The sequence below is a fragment of the Paenibacillus kyungheensis genome (assembly GCF_028606985.1).
In the GTDB taxonomy this organism is placed as follows: domain Bacteria; phylum Bacillota; class Bacilli; order Paenibacillales; family Paenibacillaceae; genus Saccharibacillus; species Saccharibacillus kyungheensis.
Genome location: NZ_CP117416.1, coordinates 2,408,360 through 2,424,466, shown reverse-complemented (window position 1 = coordinate 2,424,466; position 16,107 = coordinate 2,408,360). Strand labels below are relative to the sequence as shown.

Sequence of the window (16,107 nt, the reverse complement as noted above, 5' to 3'; positions counted from 1 at the left end):
ACGTATGTCGTAAAAAGCAGTTTATCTTTCTCCATCCTTAAAATACAATAAAATGGAAATTAAACCATATAAAAGGTGGGGTATTCATGTTGATACGCAAGCAGATTGCTATTCTTTTATCCACGCTATGCTTATTTACATTATTAGGGTCATGGACTTGGAACTCTGAAGCCGAAGCAGCTGGCACTTGGAAGCAGATCTGGTCAGATGAATTCAATGGATCAAATGGAACAGGTGTAGATGGTTCCAAATGGAATTCAGAAACAGGTGCTGGTGGTTGGGGAAATAATGAGTTACAGTACTATACCAATCGTACCAATAATGCTTATATGGACAATGGCAATCTGATTATTCAAGCGTTGAAAGAAAATTATAATGGTGCTCCTTATACATCTGCTCGCTTAACAACAGCTGGCAAATTTGATGTGAAATATGGAAAAATCGAAATGCGTGCCAAACTTCCTTACGGTAAAGGAATCTGGCCTGCATTCTGGACACTAGGTAGCGATATCGGTAGCAATCAGTGGCCAAATAGCGGTGAGATCGATATTATGGAATATGTAGGACCTAATGCTCCTAATACCGTATACGGAACGATTCATGGGCCTGGTTATTCCGGTGCTGGTGGTCTATCCGCAGGGTATACAATCGGTGAAAATATCAGTAACGCTTATCACACCTTCTCTATTGAATGGGAACCTAATGTGATTCGCTGGTATGTTGATAATAATTTATATCACACTCGTACATCAGCAGATATCGGCGGCAACAAATGGGTATTTGATAAGCCTTTCTTCTTATTACTTAACCTAGCTGTAGGTGGCAACTGGCCTGGATATCCTGACGCAAGTACTACTTTCCCACAAAAATACGCTATTGATTATGTACGTGTATTCCAGCGTTCTGGAGACACAGGTAATATTGTAGCGCTTAAAGCTGCAGCTAATGGAAAATATGTTGCAGCTGAAGATTATGGAAATGCTCCTCTTCTCGCTCGTTCTACTACAGTCAGCGACTGGGAAAAATTTGAGCTTATCGATCTTGGTAATAATAATGTTGCACTACGCTCTATGGCGAACAATAAATACGTATCCGCTGATAATACCGGGGCAAGCCCATTAATCGCTAATAAGACCGCGATCGGAACATGGGAAACATTTCAAATGGGAACTACAGCGGATGGGAAACGAACGTTCAAATCATTAGCGAATAACCTCTATGTTTGTGCAGACAATTACGGAGATAGTCCGCTCATTGCTAATCGCAGTACAGTCAGTGGTTGGGAAGCTTTTGAAGTGATTAAGCAATAATATCGATAACTTATTCTGTTGAAAATGAATAAGCTATTGTTGATGTCAGAGCTATCTTATTGTGCTGACGATTTATATACAAAAAAGGAAGCCTTGAATTACACTAAGGCTTCCTTTTTGTATTGATATTATTATTATCTGTGCGTTGTTATCAGATGATTATTTAGAAAATGTTGAATTATGATTAGCAGCGCGTAAATAACGGAATAAAAAGAGGATTATGATCGCGATCCAGATTGCAAACACTAAGAAAATATTACTGAATGTATTAGCTCCACCAGCATACCATATACTATTCAAAGACCATGGAGACTTCACACGATCCAGTATTAATCCCAGTACGGTTGTACCTATAGCTCCTGAAATAAAGCTTAACATCATATATAATCCCATACCGACACCTACTTGTGCACCATCTAATGTACGAGAGACTGTATTGGCAAGCCCGACTTGAGCAAAAGTTAGCCCTGTATTGCCGATCAGAAGTACCCCCATAATCAACCAATACGACCGATCTGTAAATACCGCTAATAGAGCATATGTTATCAGTTGCAGTACAAACGCAATCCGTAGCAAAAATGTATTTCCTTTGCTATCTGCAATCCGTCCACCTACAATTCCAAATATAGCAGCGATCAATGCACCGGGAAACATAATCAGACCAATTGTAAATGAAGATAATTGATGAATACTACTTAACATTTGTGGGATCAGATATGGAACACATAGATTAAATATCAATGCCAGACAAGCGATAATCATTGTCGTTGTATAGGTCGAATTGCGGAAAATAGCTGGATCTAAAAATGGCTGATCCACTTTACGAATATAGATCACAAAAACAATTAGCATGACAATCGTGATAATAGCAAGAATAAGACTGACATTAGTAATTGCTAATAAAAGCAATGTGACTGTTGTCGCTAATAGGATACCACCCCAGATGTCTATTTTCAGCGGACGCACTTGATCTTGATTGAGATATTTGCGAAAAAAAGGAATAGTCACTAACGATAATAAAGAAATCGCAAACAAATAACGCCAATCTGCAAAACTGGTAATCATGCCAGCGATAATCGGCCCCATCGCCGTACCGAGCGCCATGCCGGAAGAAGTAATTCCGAGCGCTCTTCCCCGCTTTTCAGCAGCTATATAACGAATAGGAATAATCATCGATGATGCTGGAATAACAGAGGCACCTGCGGATTGTAGAATACGACCTGCGATCACCATCCAATAATCTGAAGCGACAAACCCAACAATAGAACCTATCGCAAATAAACATAGTCCAATCGTCATTAAATTTTTGAGCCGGTATTTATCTGCTAGCTTGCCATACGTTACTGAGCCAATAGCATAGATAATAATATAGGATGTGACTACCCAACTTACTTGAGAGCTACTAAGATCAAAATCGTGACGAATCGAAGGCAAAGCGACGTTAAACATCGTGGAATTCATAACCGAGATAATCATCGCTAATGCTAGAATATAGATAATTTTCATAATATACCTGAGTGCTAGTCTTATACACTCTCTACAGGTGGCATCAGACTAGCACTATTCTTTCCTTTATCTTATTATTCTGGACGGTGACCGCCTGGAGGAGTAACTACTTTGAGATCAAGTGATTGAATATTGGCAATCACACGATCCATACGAAGCGGGCCAGGTGTATCAGGGAAGATATAGTGTTCATACTCATCACCCAACAAACGGAAAAATGGTTCAAACAATCCACTTACCAGTACACCTACAAATTTCGTATAGTGTGTATCCAGACGGTAAGAATGGACGGTTCCTGCTGGCACATGCAAGAAATCTCCTGGTAACAATTGAACTTCTTCACCATTCGCCCACATCGTCATCTGTCCTTGTACACAGAAAAATGTCTCGGTATGATGCTCATGATAATGGGATACGATAGCGTCTCCTTTAGGGCCTTCTGTAGATACCATAATATAATCTCCATCTGTAGAAGCTTGAGTTGCGAGTAGACGATGCAGTTGGTCACCTGTTAGCAATTTGGTTCCTTCGCCACTTTCTAATACATACGATTCGACAGCATCTGGAATCACACTGTTATTTACTAATTCATAATCAGGAAATACTGTCTCTGATGTAGCGAAAGTAATATCTGCTTGTTGCATAGCCTGTTGTAGATGTTCTGTAGCATACGTATGATCACTTACAGCCGGATACTCATATGGTGTATGTGATTGTCCTAATATTTCATAAATATCTGTTACATTCCCTGCAATCGAATAAGAGATAAAAGCATTACGATGGGCAAGCAATTGATACGCATGTTCTGTCATTGGTGGAATATGTGCATAATCACCCGGCAATAATAGATGACTTTGACCGTTGATAACAAATTGAACTTTACCTTCTAATACAAAGATAGATTCGTAAGTATGTTGATGAGTATGAAGCGGGAACGATTCTCCTTTGGGTCCTGAAATAATAGCTGCCGATAAAATATCGCCTGTACTTTGAAAATTCGCTATCACAGTTGCTAACTGTTTACCAAAAAGATAACGCTGTCCTTCTCCTCTACGAAGTAAGTAAGGGGCTAACGTATCTGGTAAATGTGTAATTAATGATGTTGTTGTCATAAGTTCCTCCTGAAATGGTGATGATTAATATAGTCTATCAACGTGTGTGTTGATCTCTTGTACTATTTTATTGTAGCTAAATCTCCAAATTTGAAATATAGTTGAATACGACAAAAAATTAGGAAAATGCGACATCTAATTATGAAATATAAAGGAGATTCATAATGACATCATCGCCTCGATCATTTGAAATGTTTCAACATCCTTTTCCAATCGAAACCCCCATTTCTTTCCAACTGGTTACGGTAAAAGGTTCTTTTCAAGAACATGCTCATGAATTTTATGAAATTATCTATATAAGTGAAGGCAAAGGAACGTTATTTATTCATAAAGATTCATTACAGATTGAAGAAGGAGACTTGTTTTTTATTCCGATCGGGATCCCTCATTTACTCAAATCCGAATCTGCTACACCTGCTGTTCCTTTGCAAATGATGACCTGTATGTTCCAAACAGAGTTGTTAGCTCCTCAAAACTCACCAAAAAACGAATTAGAACGTGAATTTGACGCAATAGCCCAATTTTTTCGTCAAAGTGAAGAGTGGTTACGGTATAAAGATCAAGGTGGCGAATTTGCTAGAATAATGTATAGTATGAATTTTGCTGTTAATTCGCAGTCTCCTGGCTACCATTACAAATTATATATTTGCTTGCTTGATTTACTGAATACCATGTACCGACTCAAGCAATTCAGTCTGCTATCCAAACCGGATAAATTAGTGGATCCTGTAGCTTTTGCGATCGAATATATTCAAGTACATTATCGTAACCCCCTCAAAATGGAAGAGTTCTGCCAATGGTTATCGATCAGCCCTCGTCATCTACAGCGTAAATTTAAAGAAACAACCGGTTATACGTATACCCGGATGTTGCAACAAGTTCGTGTACAAAAAAGTTGCGAATTGTTAATCAACACTGATTGGAGTATTCAGCAGATTGCAGACGAAGTAGGAATTCACGATATGAAGTACTTTTACCGACTATTCAAAACAAGCTGTGGTCTAACTCCTCTTCATTTCCGTCAACAAAATATTCGTACCAAATAAAAAGAACCTTTCTGCTACAGTGTGTACTGTAACGAAAGGTTCTTTTTTATTGATTATATGTGTCACTATAATAGTATGTTATTTTTCACCATTATATTAAAACAATGCACTTGGCGAAGTATTGATTTTCCACAAGCCATCAACTAATTCAAATTTCACAAGCATACGTTCGACAGGTTGTGCATCTTTAACATAAGGAACCGTTAAGCGATATACACGAGTGGTATCTGTCATGCTGATCATTTTAGCAGTAGAACGATTGAATTCTAACTTGCTGTCTTCATTCGACACCACTTGTGCCAGCTTGCCGTTGTTCTCGATTACATATTTTTGAATATAAGCTTCGCTTGCTTGTTTGGTATATGTTTCTGTCAAATACGCTAATAATTTAGCATGTGTATTGATATCTGTAGATAAGTAACGATATGTTTTGTTATTTAAAGAAAAAGTACTATCAGTTGTAGATGTTTTGCCACCTGTAGAAGTGTATACGTATCTTTTTTCAGCTTCAACGATAAGTGGAGTTACACTATCATGGTTTAACTTTTTCACTCCAGTCCATACGCCATCTTTTGTATAATAGGAAACTGCTGGTGTCGTTGCAGTCGTTGTTGTAGATGTCATCGCTTTGGATGTACTAGCCGCAGGTAATGTTGAAGTTGCAGATGCTGCTTGTACAGAATGTGCTGAATATAAAGATGCCGTTACCAATGCGGTAAGTGCCCATGTGCCGATTGCCAATTTATTTACTTTTTTCATCATTTCATTTCCTCTCAAATGTGCTTTCTTCAAATTTTATAAGTGTAATCGTTACTATGTAACCTCTTTATTATGACATATCCATAAGACATATACCACTTTCGCTCAAAATATAACCATTTTTAACCATTAAAAGTAAATGAAACCTTTTATTCTAGATCACGTCTACCATACAACAATTAAATAAGAGATTGAATTTCCAAGACGAATGCTTCATGATATCAAAATGATTTATATGATCTTTTTAGAGGATATAGATTATGTTATTTTATTTGCAAAAATCATACCTATAAAAATAATAATTTGTGTAAATAAGATAGCGAATACAGGTATAAGTGGATTCATTAGTAAAAGTGGTAAAACGATTATAATTATAGAACCTATCAAAGGAATCCAACGAAAATGCACACTTTTGAAATCCTCTATAACTACATTGATCAATAGAATAAATATAAATAATGCATTAAGTACTGAAAAATATCCGGCTACAATTTCTAACTGTTTGTAAATATCACCTGTTAACATTGAATTAATCACGATAAAAAAAGAAACCGCAATAAATATTAACGATATTAATACTGGAAATAGTGGTCTAACCATATTACTTGTAAATAAAAAGAATCGTTCGGTCGGTAACTTTTTTCTAAGAATCATGTGACTGTTATTAAGTTCATATGTGATCTGTTTTTCTATTAATTGCAAAGTATGATCTGATCGATTCTCATAAAACAGTTCTATTTTTTTTCTGAGTCTAAAATCTAGATACATCATAGTATTAGCAAGTATATAAATGAGCTCATTCTGATCTGCTATTTGTTTAGTGCTTTTACTGTAAATAGATAGTGCCGCTTGTAACTTAAAAAGAATCTCCAATTTCTGAGTAGAAGTAGACTGTACATTTTTATCATTTTCAGCATACATCGTTGCAAATGTTTTATACATAAATACAAAGAATGTGGCTACACCTGCAATCAAAAATTTGATACTTGCACTGAGTGTATTAAATTGCTCATAAACAGCTTGAATATCGATCATCTGCATAATTTACATTATCTCCTACTCTTATGTATGATTGATCACAACAAAAAGGAATTGAATATATCTTCAATCCCTTTTTGATATTATATGGTTTTAAATGGTCGTGCAACTATTTTATAACTCCAACCACTTCTTATTTATATTTCATCCAAATCAAGGTAACAACTGCTCAACCGCTTGACGAACATCCGGTTGATCCAATTCTCGACCGAAGATGGATACACTTCCACTATCTTCGCGTGAACGGATTAAGCGTCCCATGCCTTGACGGAGACGAAGTAGCATGTAAGGCATATCGACTTCTTCAAAAGCATTTACTGCTTCCGCGCGGCGTGAAGCAAATAATGGATCGTTCGAAGGGAATGGCAATGACCAGACAATCACATTGGACAACGAAGGTCCCGGAATATCTAATCCTTCCCATAACGTAACTGCACATAATACGCTAGTCTCATCTTGTTGGAAAGCAGAGATCAAATGACTGATTTCGGCAGATCCTTCATATAACATGCGATATTTAGCATATCCTGTAAAGTTTTGTGTACTTTGACGGAACGCAGCTAATTCCTCAACAGAAGAGAATAAGATAAGAGCACGTCCACCCGATTGATCCAACAATCCAAGTACTCTTTCAGACTGTACATTGACAGCATTGAGATCCAACAATCCCAAAGAAGCACCTGATGTAGTCGTCACACCTGGCAATACAGGCATTAGATTCGCTTGCATTTGTTCTTTGTAATCGTAAGGAGAAGCTACTGAGAAAGCAAGATATTTATCGATTCCCAGACTATGCGCAATATAATCAAATGAACCTTCGACCGATAACGTTGCTGAAGAGAAAATAACAGGCATTTTTTTAGCAAATACTTTCTCGTTCAGAATTTCTTTTACCTTTTTCGGCATAATCACCAGTGTAAGATCGGCTTCTTCTCCTGTGACCCATGAGATCAACTGATCTTGTTTGCGACAAAGATTCAATGCGATCTGAATCATTTCTAGATGTTCTTCTACAATTTTGAGCTGATAATCATCCAGTGTGAATAATGCACTTTCAAATACTAACTCTTCTTCAATCACAGCAATCTGTGCTTGGACACGTCCGACTTGGTTCATCAGATCTTCGTTCCAGTTGATTTCTTTGCGATCTGAAGCAGGTACAGGCTGACTGTACTTCGCTAACTTCTCGAACAAAATATCACTTTCCAAAATCACTTCTTCTACTGCAAGTGCTAACGTCTCACGAACTTCTCCTTCTAACAAGCGCACAACAATACTTTCAAAAAGAGAATGTTTTAACTTGTGTGTTAACGCATTTTGAGCTGCTGTTTCTAGCAAATGACCTTCATCAAATACTACTGAACTGTGATCAGGCAGTAAAGGAAGTTGCCCTTCCCGTTTGCGAGCATCATATGTCCAGACATGTTCCATATAAAAGTCATGTGAACAAATAATCAAATCAGACGATTTACGGTAATGTTCACGCGATAATGTCTGACCACAGCGATGACGTTGCGGGCATACCAGGCAATCTTGAAATACATCCCAACCTATTCGATTCCATTCGCCATCGGTCAATTCAGGATACTCTTTGCGGTTACCATATGGATAAAAAGATTGCATTGTATCCGGGTAATGTACAAACTCTGGCAAACCGGCATAAATATCGCGATATACATCACTTTCTGTTGCATCATCACGTACTACATCCAGTTTGTTCAAGCAAATATACTGATCCGGCGATTTCCCTAGACGGGCATCTACTACCAGATTAAGATGCTTGGCAAGCTTGCTAATATCCCCTTCTGGTTTGACCAGCTGTTCGATCAATGACTCATCGGCACAAGCGATAATAGCAGGCTTGCGTGTATAACGAGCATAAGCAATAGCATATAAAAGGTAGACTAATGTTTTCCCTGTACCTACACCCGCTTCTGCAAAAATAGTTTTCTTTTCGGCATATGCTTTTTCCAATTGAAAAGCCATATAAATCTGTTCGTCTCTTACCTCAAAACCTGCTTCGGGTAAAATATCATAAAAAACATCCGCGATCCAATCACTCGCCTGCTTAATAAATGGTTGTCCGGGATCAAATGTAAATGGATAAGTGTTCAATCCGTGTATTCCTCCAAGTGATCTGATTTAGTGCATCCTTTCATTATACCTCAAATGTGAACAACAAGGTACAACTGTTTATGAACAAATTTTTCACAATTGAAGATATAGATATGAAATATACAAAAAAAGCCGTACTATTCAATGATTTGTAATCCACTGAAATCGTACGACTTTGATCTAACATTGTTGTTGTACAAAAATACAGTACAAAATAAACAATATACAAGTTCTTGTTATTTCAACAATCCTTTTTGCTGTAAAAACGTTTTGGCTACTTCGGATGCAGGTTTCCCTTCAACATCCACTTGATAATTCATTTTGCGCATCTCATCATCTGTAATCTGACCGGACAAATGATCTAAAGCTTCTGCTACTTCTGGATATTGCTTCAATGTCTCATCACGCATCAATGGCGCACCTTGATAAGGTGGAAATAATCCTTTATCGTCTTTGAGCACTTTCAACTTATATCGTTGCAATTCACTATCCGTAGAATAAGCATCCATCAATTGAATATCACCGGACGCGATTGCACTATAGCGTAATTTCGGTTCCATCGTTTGCAAATTAGGAAATGTAAATCCGTACAACTTGGTCATGCCTACATAACCATCATTACGATCAGCAAATTCGCGTGTAAAACCTACTTTTACTTGTGATGATACATTTTGAAGATCTGAAATATTTTCTAAATTATTCTGCTGTGCATAAGCCTCAGGAACCGCTAAAGTATACGTATTGTTATATTCCATCGGAGATAACATATCCATATTGAACTTTTTCGCCATTCCTTCTTTCGCTTGATTGTATACTTGATTGCTATCTGTGCTTACCGCATCTTCTTTCAAAAATTCAGCTAGCGCTGTACCTGTAAATTCAGGATAAATATCGATATTTTTATTTTTTAGAGCGTTAAACAAAAATGGTGTTTTACCCATTCCTGGCTTGAGTTCAACTGTTAGATTGGTATCTTGTTCGATTAATTCTTTGTACATATTGATCAAAATTTCTGGTTCTGCTCCAAGCTTACCTGCAATCACCAGATCTTTTTGCGTATTATTCAGTAACGGAATTACACTTACCGCAATCACGATCAATGCTGTAGCTGATAACCAGATAATAGATTGACGGAATGATCTTTTTTCGATCACACGTAGCAGAACATCAAAGATAATCGCTAACAATGCCGCAGGTACCGCACCCAAGATAAGCAAAGCTGTATCGTTACGGTCAATACCGAGCAATATAATATCCCCTAATCCACCTGCACCGATCAAAGCTGCTAATGTAGTCGTCCCGATAATAAGTACCATCGCTGTCCGAATACCCGCCATAATGACAGGCATCGCTAAAGGCAATTCGACTTTAAATAATCGTTTTGTCGGGGTCATTCCCATCGCATCAGCCGCTTCTAATAAAGAAGGATCGACTTTTCGGATACCTGTATATGTATTACGCAAAATCGGCAATAGCGCATATATTACAATCGCTACAATTGCAGGTACAATCCCGATCCCTAATAACGGAATCAATAAACCGAGCAAAGCAAGCGAAGGAATCGTCTGTAATACAGCGGCAATACCTAATATCCCTTCAGATATTTTCAAATGACGTGCGATATAAATGCCTAACGGAATAGCAATAATTAAAGCACATAACAAAGCTACAAAAGAAATAAGTATATGTTGAGTCAATGCTTGTAATAACTGATCTTGCCGCTGAATCATTACTTCCCATATATTATTCATTATTCAGCGTCTCCTTTGCTAGATATAGATGTTTTTTTGAGCAACGAAGATGAAGTCGATGTGTAGGACTCCCCTTGTACAGAGCTAAAAAATTCACTCACAAATGGATGTGCAGGATGATGTAACAACTGCTCTGGCGTATCGACTTGAATCATTTTCCCTTCACGCATTAGCCCGATTCTATCTCCTAACTTGAGCGCTTCTTGAATATCATGGGTGACAAATACAATCGTTTTCTGAATCGTCACTTGAAGTTCTAACAGATCGTTTTGCAATCGTTCTCTGGCTAGCGGATCAAGCGCACTAAAAGGTTCATCCATTAAAATGACAGGTGGATCAGCAGCAAGCGCACGCAGTACACCGATACGTTGTTGTTGTCCGCCTGATAATTCATCCGGCTTACGAGTGCGGAACACTTTAGGATCAAGCCCTACCATATGAAGTAATTCATCGACACGTTTATCTATTTTTTTTCGATCCCATCCACATAATTCAGGAGTGATAGCAATATTCTCTTCTACCGTCATATGTGGAAATAAAGCGATCTGTTGGAGCACATACCCTATACTTTGACGCAATTCGTGTACAGGAGAATCATTAACTTGTTGATCATTAATAGAAATAAATCCTGAGCTGGGTTCTATTAATCGGTTGATCATTTTGAGAGTTGTGGTTTTACCGCATCCACTTGGCCCAACCAATACGAAAAATTCACCTTTTTGAATATGTAAATCCATCGGATGTACAGCAATCGTACCATCTTCATACTGTTTGGATACTTGTGCAAATTTAATCATGAACCTACCTCCTATTTATAATCAATCTCATCTCTATGTAGTTATGTATAATAATATTTGTAAATAAATACGTACGATAGAGTGTGAACAAGAAAAGATTTTTTACAATAAAATAATGGAATATTAACTATATTTCACTTCTTTTACTATTACCCAAGTTATATCCAATGGAACACTTAAAATTAAATACAAAAAAAGGCTCTATAAGTGATTAGCTTATAGAGCCTTTTAGCACCTTAATTACACATAAGTTTATAATTTGTTGTCTTTATATCGACAACTTATTTTCTAGGGAAGTTCAATGGATCGCGTTCGCTGTCCACTCTACGATCATTCAAATCAGGATCAACATTTACACTATCAATACCTGTTCCTGTTGTAGCAGTTGTTGTATCTGTATCATAATATTTTGTATTGGAAGCCTGATTTTTGCGGAAGATATCATATACTGTTACTTGGCGACCTGTATGCTCATCAACCAAGACTAGAATTTGACCTTCTTTTACATTGTTTTCGTACTCTTTTGCTTGATCTTCAGGAATACCAAGACCGATAAGTCCGCCTACTAATCCACCACCAGCAGCTCCAGCTGCTGCGCCTGCTAATGTTACTGCAATCGGGCCTGCCGCCATAATTGGACCAAATACTGGAATAGCCATCATACCGATACCTGCTAGCAATCCTGCTACCCCACCGATTGTACCACCAGCCGCTGCTCCTGTTGCAATGCCTTCAGGTGCTTTGGTTCCTGTTTCTTCACTGATATGCTTCAGATCTTTTTTATCTTTGGCAATAACGGAGATATTGTCTTTGTTAATACCAGACGCTTTCAAGTCTTCGATCGCTTGACTAGCTTGTTGTTCTGTTTGGAATACGCCTACCAATTTGTCATTGTTCAATTCGTTAGTGTTATTTAAATCATTAGTGTTATGAGTTTCCATAGTGTTTATCCTCCTTGGATTGTAAGCAAATTTGTATTGTTCTGTTTCTATCGTTCTGCTATATGATTAACCGTAAAAAAGTGTTTAAAACAGCTATTTTGGGTTATATGCTAATATTTTCATTATTTGTAAATTTATAAATTATAAATAATGATGTGATGAGTGCTGTTGATTAATTACGGTGTAAAGGATTGGTTGGCGTAGAAGAAACATCTTTATCAACTACATTTTCACTACTACGTCCCAGACGTGCTTCTTCACGTAAAATAGCTGTCTGCTCATCTTCGTTTATATTAGCACGATCATTGTTCATCGAATCTGTCGATACCGTATGATCCACAGGTGTACTCAAATGATCTGTTGCTGGTGTTGCCGTTGTTGTTGGGATCGTTGGTGATGCTGTATCATTACGATCATAGAATCGACTATTAGAAGCATGGTTATTGCGGAAAATATCATAAATCATATTGCGATGACCCGCAGATTTGTCTACCAATACCAAAATTTGTCCTTCATTTACATTGTTCTCGTATTCTGCTGCTTCATCTTCAGGAATACCGAGTCCAATCAAACCGCCTACTAGACCACCAGCACCTGCACCGACTGCTGCTCCTGTTAATGCGACAACGATTGGGCCTGCTGCCATAATCGGGCCAAATACCGGAATAGCCATCATGCCCAGACCTGCAAGAAGACCGGCAGTTCCGCCTAACAATCCTCCTGCTGTTGCACCTGTAGCAATCCCTTCAGGAGCTTTTGTTCCTGTTTCTTCACTAATATGTTTTAAATCTTTTTTGTCTTTGGCAATAACAGAGATTTGATCTGTAGAAATACCCTCGGCTTTTAATTGTTCAATCGCACGAGTTGCTTGTTGTTCTTCTACAAACATTCCTACAACTTTGTCATTTGTTTGCTCGTTATTCATTTCATTTGTATTGTTATGGTCCATCATTTTTCTTCATCCTCCTCAGGATAAGTACGCTTTTTTTGAAAAGTTGCATCATGTATAAATGATTGCATGTAAGTAATAATTGTGCAGACAATTGAACTGCACTTTTTTTATATGTGTTTGTCGCTTATAGTGTTATTAACCGTATAAAAAAGATTAAACCAACCAACATTTGGTTAATGGTAGCGCTTTTCCTCTAATTTACACTGCTATAATCACTACTTCTGATCACCATTTATGTTTATTGACTCTCTTTATCCAAACGATATTATTTCTATAATGTTATATGTAATACTCTATCTTATTCATTTTCTAAGGATCATGCGATGATTTCTAAAGAAATATAAAATAAAAAACAAGCGATCGTCTATACACTGGTTTACAACAAAAATAAATATTTCATTTTTGTCATTTTTAGTGATAGTTTATCGCTTGTTTGTATAATACGGAATTATTGATCTAAACCTTTTTTGAGATCATCAATCAGATCTTCTCCATCTTCAATGCCTACCGAAATACGTACTAATCCTGGTGTAATGCCCAATTCTGCTCTTCGTTCTGCTGGAATCGAAGCATGGGTCATACGTGCAGGTACTGAAATAAGACTTTCCACAGCTCCTAGACTTTCTGCTAATGTGAAATAAGTCAGCTTTTTGAGTAATTCTGCTGCTTTGGCATCACTACCGACATCAAATGAAATAATACCACCAAAACCTGTTGTTTGCTTTTTGGATAATTCATGTTGCGGATGAGAAGCTAGACCTGGATAGTAGACTTTGCCTACTGCTGGATGTTCAGTTAAAAAGGTTACGATTTCTTGTGAATTACGTTCTATTGCTTCCATACGCAATCCTAATGTCTTGATCCCACGAATTAATAACCATGCATCTTGTGGCCCTAGAATTCCACCAACAGCATTTTGAATAAAATGGATCTCTTCAGCAAGTTTTTCACTATTTACTACAACTAACCCTGCTACCAGATCACTATGCCCTCCCAAATACTTAGTTGCAGAGTGAAGCACAATATCTGCTCCTAATGGAATAGGATTTTGCCAGTATGGGGTAGCAAATGTATTATCGACGACAAATAATAGATCATGTTCATGGGCTACATCGGCTACAGCGCGAATATCTGTAACTTTAAGCAAAGGATTGGTTGGCGTTTCCACATAGATAGCTTTGGTGTTCGGCTGTATTGCTTGGCGAATAGCATCCAGATCGGTTGTATCTACAAAAGTAGACTCGATCCCCAGACGTGCTAACACTTTGGTGAAGATACGATATGTACCTCCATAGACATCATCTGTAAGCAAAATATGGTCACCTGTATTGAACATAGTAAATACGGCATGAATAGCCGCCATCCCTGAGCCAAAAGCAAATCCTTTATATCCTTCTTCCAAATCTTTAATCAATTCTTCCAAGGCAAATCGTGTCGGATTGCCTGTACGAGAATATTCATATCCTTTGTGTACACCAATCTCTTCTTGTTTGTACGTACTTACTTGATAAATAGGCACATTGACTGCGCCTGTATGAGGATCACCAGAGATACCGCCGTGAATCAATTTTGTTTTGCGTTTCATATTTAAATACCACCTTCATAAATTTGTTTGCTTAAATAACGTTCACTACTATCCGGGAAAATGGTGACGATATGAGCACCATCGGGCGCTGTTTCAACTTCTAAAAGAGCAGCATGAAGCGCTGATCCTGCTGAACTTCCGATCAATAATCCTTCCAGACGAGCCAGTTCAGCGACCCGATGAAAAGCATCTTCATCACTGATTGTATGAATTGTATTGAAATACGATTTATCCATAAATTCAGGAATCATCTCCATCCCGATTCCTTCGGTTTTGTGCGATCCCGATTCGCCGCCATTGATAATCGAACCTTCTGGCTCTACAATGACTGTTTTAATATTTGGATTTTGCTCTTTCAAATAACGGCTTGTACCCATAAATGTACCACCAGAGCCTGCCCCTGCGACAAATACATCCACTTTCCCTTCAAGATCGTTCCAGATCTCAGGTCCCATCGTTTGATAGTACGCTTTGGGGTTATCTGGATTGGTAAATTGCCCCGGACAATATGCACCCGGTATTTCTTCTACCAGTTCACGTGCTTTATCTATAGCACCACGCATTCCTTTCGCTGTCGGAGTATGCACAATCCGAGCTCCTAACGCTTTCATTAAGGTCTGCTTTTCGATACTGAATTTCTCTGGCACAGCAAATACAACAGAAATATCTTCATGGATCGCCGCCATCGCTAGACCTATCCCTGCATTTCCTGCTGTCGCTTCCACAAGTGTGCCACCTGGTTTGATTTTGCCGGTAGCCAGTGCATCGTGAAGTAACGCTTTACCTACCCGATCTTTGACACTGCCTCCAGGATTCATAAATTCTAACTTGGCAAATAACCGAATACCTCTTGGTAAATCATACGCATTGATTTCTACCAGTGGTGTATTTCCGATCAAATCCATAGTACTGCGATATAAAGCCATTCGAGTTTGCTCCTTTGATGATCTAATCATTGTGTGTTGTTAGATGAATAACCATAATAAATATTGTATTTTAAACCATTGGTCAATAAATAGGAAAATAAAAAAACCAATTAAACAAGTAGGAATTATCAATCTATACTTTGAGTGTAGTAAGATTACGGTTAAAAGTCAAACAAGTCAGCACTTATTCTCATAATGGGAAAAACCATACTTCCGCCTCTTATAACACATTTGATCACAAAAAGGTCTGTAACTATTCACTGAATGAC

Annotated in this window: 13 protein-coding genes; 2 read left to right on the top strand and 11 right to left on the bottom strand. The window is 37.8% G+C overall.

Annotated elements, in window-relative coordinates; all coding sequences use genetic code 11:
* Positions 1–86: 86 nt before the first annotated feature.
* Positions 87–1,310, top strand: coding sequence for a glycoside hydrolase family 16 protein (locus tag PQ456_RS10690; RefSeq protein WP_273616112.1), 1,224 nt, complete (start codon positions 87–89; stop codon positions 1,308–1,310).
* A gap of 159 nt (positions 1,311–1,469) precedes the next feature.
* Here PQ456_RS10690 and PQ456_RS10685 read toward each other — a convergent pair whose 3' ends face one another.
* On the bottom strand, positions 1,470–2,816 hold the full coding sequence (locus PQ456_RS10685; protein WP_273616111.1) for an MFS transporter: 1,347 nt from the start codon (positions 2,814–2,816) through the stop codon (positions 1,470–1,472).
* A 74-nt stretch (positions 2,817–2,890) separates the two neighbouring features.
* Positions 2,891–3,928, bottom strand: coding sequence for a quercetin 2,3-dioxygenase (locus PQ456_RS10680; protein ID WP_273616110.1), 1,038 nt, complete (start codon positions 3,926–3,928; stop codon positions 2,891–2,893).
* Between the two features lie 164 nt (positions 3,929–4,092).
* On the opposite strand from PQ456_RS10680, the gene PQ456_RS10675 reads away from it, so the two are divergent.
* On the top strand, positions 4,093–4,974 hold the full coding sequence (locus PQ456_RS10675) for an AraC family transcriptional regulator (protein ID WP_273616109.1): 882 nt from the start codon (positions 4,093–4,095) through the stop codon (positions 4,972–4,974).
* Positions 4,975–5,070: 96 nt separating this feature from the next.
* Here the strand turns inward: PQ456_RS10675 and PQ456_RS10670 are convergent, their stop codons facing one another.
* The 9 genes from PQ456_RS10670 to PQ456_RS10630 all read right to left on the bottom strand — a co-directional run bounded on the left by PQ456_RS10670 (position 5,071) and on the right by PQ456_RS10630 (position 15,838).
* On the bottom strand, positions 5,071–5,733 hold the full coding sequence (locus PQ456_RS10670) for a DL-endopeptidase inhibitor IseA family protein (RefSeq protein ID WP_273616108.1): 663 nt from the start codon (positions 5,731–5,733) through the stop codon (positions 5,071–5,073).
* 258 nt (positions 5,734–5,991) lie between these two features.
* Positions 5,992–6,774, bottom strand: coding sequence for a hypothetical protein (locus PQ456_RS10665; protein WP_273616107.1), 783 nt, complete (start codon positions 6,772–6,774; stop codon positions 5,992–5,994).
* 150 nt (positions 6,775–6,924) lie between these two features.
* Positions 6,925–8,886, bottom strand: coding sequence for an ATP-dependent DNA helicase (locus PQ456_RS10660; RefSeq protein ID WP_273616106.1), 1,962 nt, complete (start codon positions 8,884–8,886; stop codon positions 6,925–6,927).
* A 236-nt stretch (positions 8,887–9,122) separates the two neighbouring features.
* Positions 9,123–10,637, bottom strand: coding sequence for an ABC transporter permease/substrate-binding protein (locus PQ456_RS10655; RefSeq protein WP_273616105.1), 1,515 nt, complete (start codon positions 10,635–10,637; stop codon positions 9,123–9,125).
* A complete protein-coding gene (locus PQ456_RS10650) occupies positions 10,637–11,434 on the bottom strand; it encodes an ABC transporter ATP-binding protein (RefSeq protein WP_420540654.1) in 798 nt (265 codons plus the stop codon). The genes PQ456_RS10655 and PQ456_RS10650 overlap by 1 nt, the downstream gene beginning before the upstream one ends.
* A gap of 281 nt (positions 11,435–11,715) precedes the next feature.
* Positions 11,716–12,375 carry a general stress protein gene (locus PQ456_RS10645; RefSeq protein WP_273616104.1) on the bottom strand — a complete coding sequence of 220 codons (660 nt, stop codon included), beginning with the start codon at positions 12,373–12,375 and terminating at the stop codon, positions 11,716–11,718.
* Positions 12,376–12,547: 172 nt separating this feature from the next.
* A complete protein-coding gene (locus PQ456_RS10640; RefSeq protein ID WP_420540653.1) occupies positions 12,548–13,327 on the bottom strand; it encodes a general stress protein in 780 nt (259 codons plus the stop codon).
* Positions 13,328–13,775: 448 nt separating this feature from the next.
* Positions 13,776–14,912 (bottom strand): bifunctional cystathionine gamma-lyase/homocysteine desulfhydrase, encoded by a 1,137-nt coding sequence (locus tag PQ456_RS10635; RefSeq protein WP_273616103.1) that lies wholly within the window; start codon positions 14,910–14,912, stop codon positions 13,776–13,778.
* 2 nt (positions 14,913–14,914) lie between these two features.
* Positions 14,915–15,838 (bottom strand): PLP-dependent cysteine synthase family protein, encoded by a 924-nt coding sequence (locus PQ456_RS10630; protein WP_273616102.1) that lies wholly within the window; start codon positions 15,836–15,838, stop codon positions 14,915–14,917.
* Positions 15,839–16,107: the final 269 nt, after the last annotated feature.

Bases quoted from the DNA above. Each gene is read 5' to 3' on its own strand.
- PQ456_RS10690 (WP_273616112.1), top strand. From the start codon at position 87: ATGTTGATACGCAAGCAGATTGCTATTCTTTTATCCACGCTATGCTTA.
- PQ456_RS10685 (WP_273616111.1), bottom strand. From the start codon at position 2,816: ATGAAAATTATCTATATTCTAGCATTAGCGATGATTATCTCGGTTATG.
- PQ456_RS10680 (WP_273616110.1), bottom strand. From the start codon at position 3,928: ATGACAACAACATCATTAATTACACATTTACCAGATACGTTAGCCCCT.
- PQ456_RS10675 (WP_273616109.1), top strand. From the start codon at position 4,093: ATGACATCATCGCCTCGATCATTTGAAATGTTTCAACATCCTTTTCCA.
- PQ456_RS10670 (WP_273616108.1), bottom strand. From the start codon at position 5,733: ATGAAAAAAGTAAATAAATTGGCAATCGGCACATGGGCACTTACCGCA.
- PQ456_RS10665 (WP_273616107.1), bottom strand. From the start codon at position 6,774: ATGCAGATGATCGATATTCAAGCTGTTTATGAGCAATTTAATACACTC.
- PQ456_RS10655 (WP_273616105.1), bottom strand. From the start codon at position 10,637: ATGAATAATATATGGGAAGTAATGATTCAGCGGCAAGATCAGTTATTA.
- PQ456_RS10650 (WP_420540654.1), bottom strand. From the start codon at position 11,434: ATGATTAAATTTGCACAAGTATCCAAACAGTATGAAGATGGTACGATT.
- PQ456_RS10645 (WP_273616104.1), bottom strand. From the start codon at position 12,375: ATGGAAACTCATAACACTAATGATTTAAATAACACTAACGAATTGAAC.
- PQ456_RS10640 (WP_420540653.1), bottom strand. From the start codon at position 13,327: ATGATGGACCATAACAATACAAATGAAATGAATAACGAGCAAACAAAT.
- PQ456_RS10635 (WP_273616103.1), bottom strand. From the start codon at position 14,912: ATGAAACGCAAAACAAAATTGATTCACGGCGGTATCTCTGGTGATCCT.
- PQ456_RS10630 (WP_273616102.1), bottom strand. From the start codon at position 15,838: ATGGCTTTATATCGCAGTACTATGGATTTGATCGGAAATACACCACTG.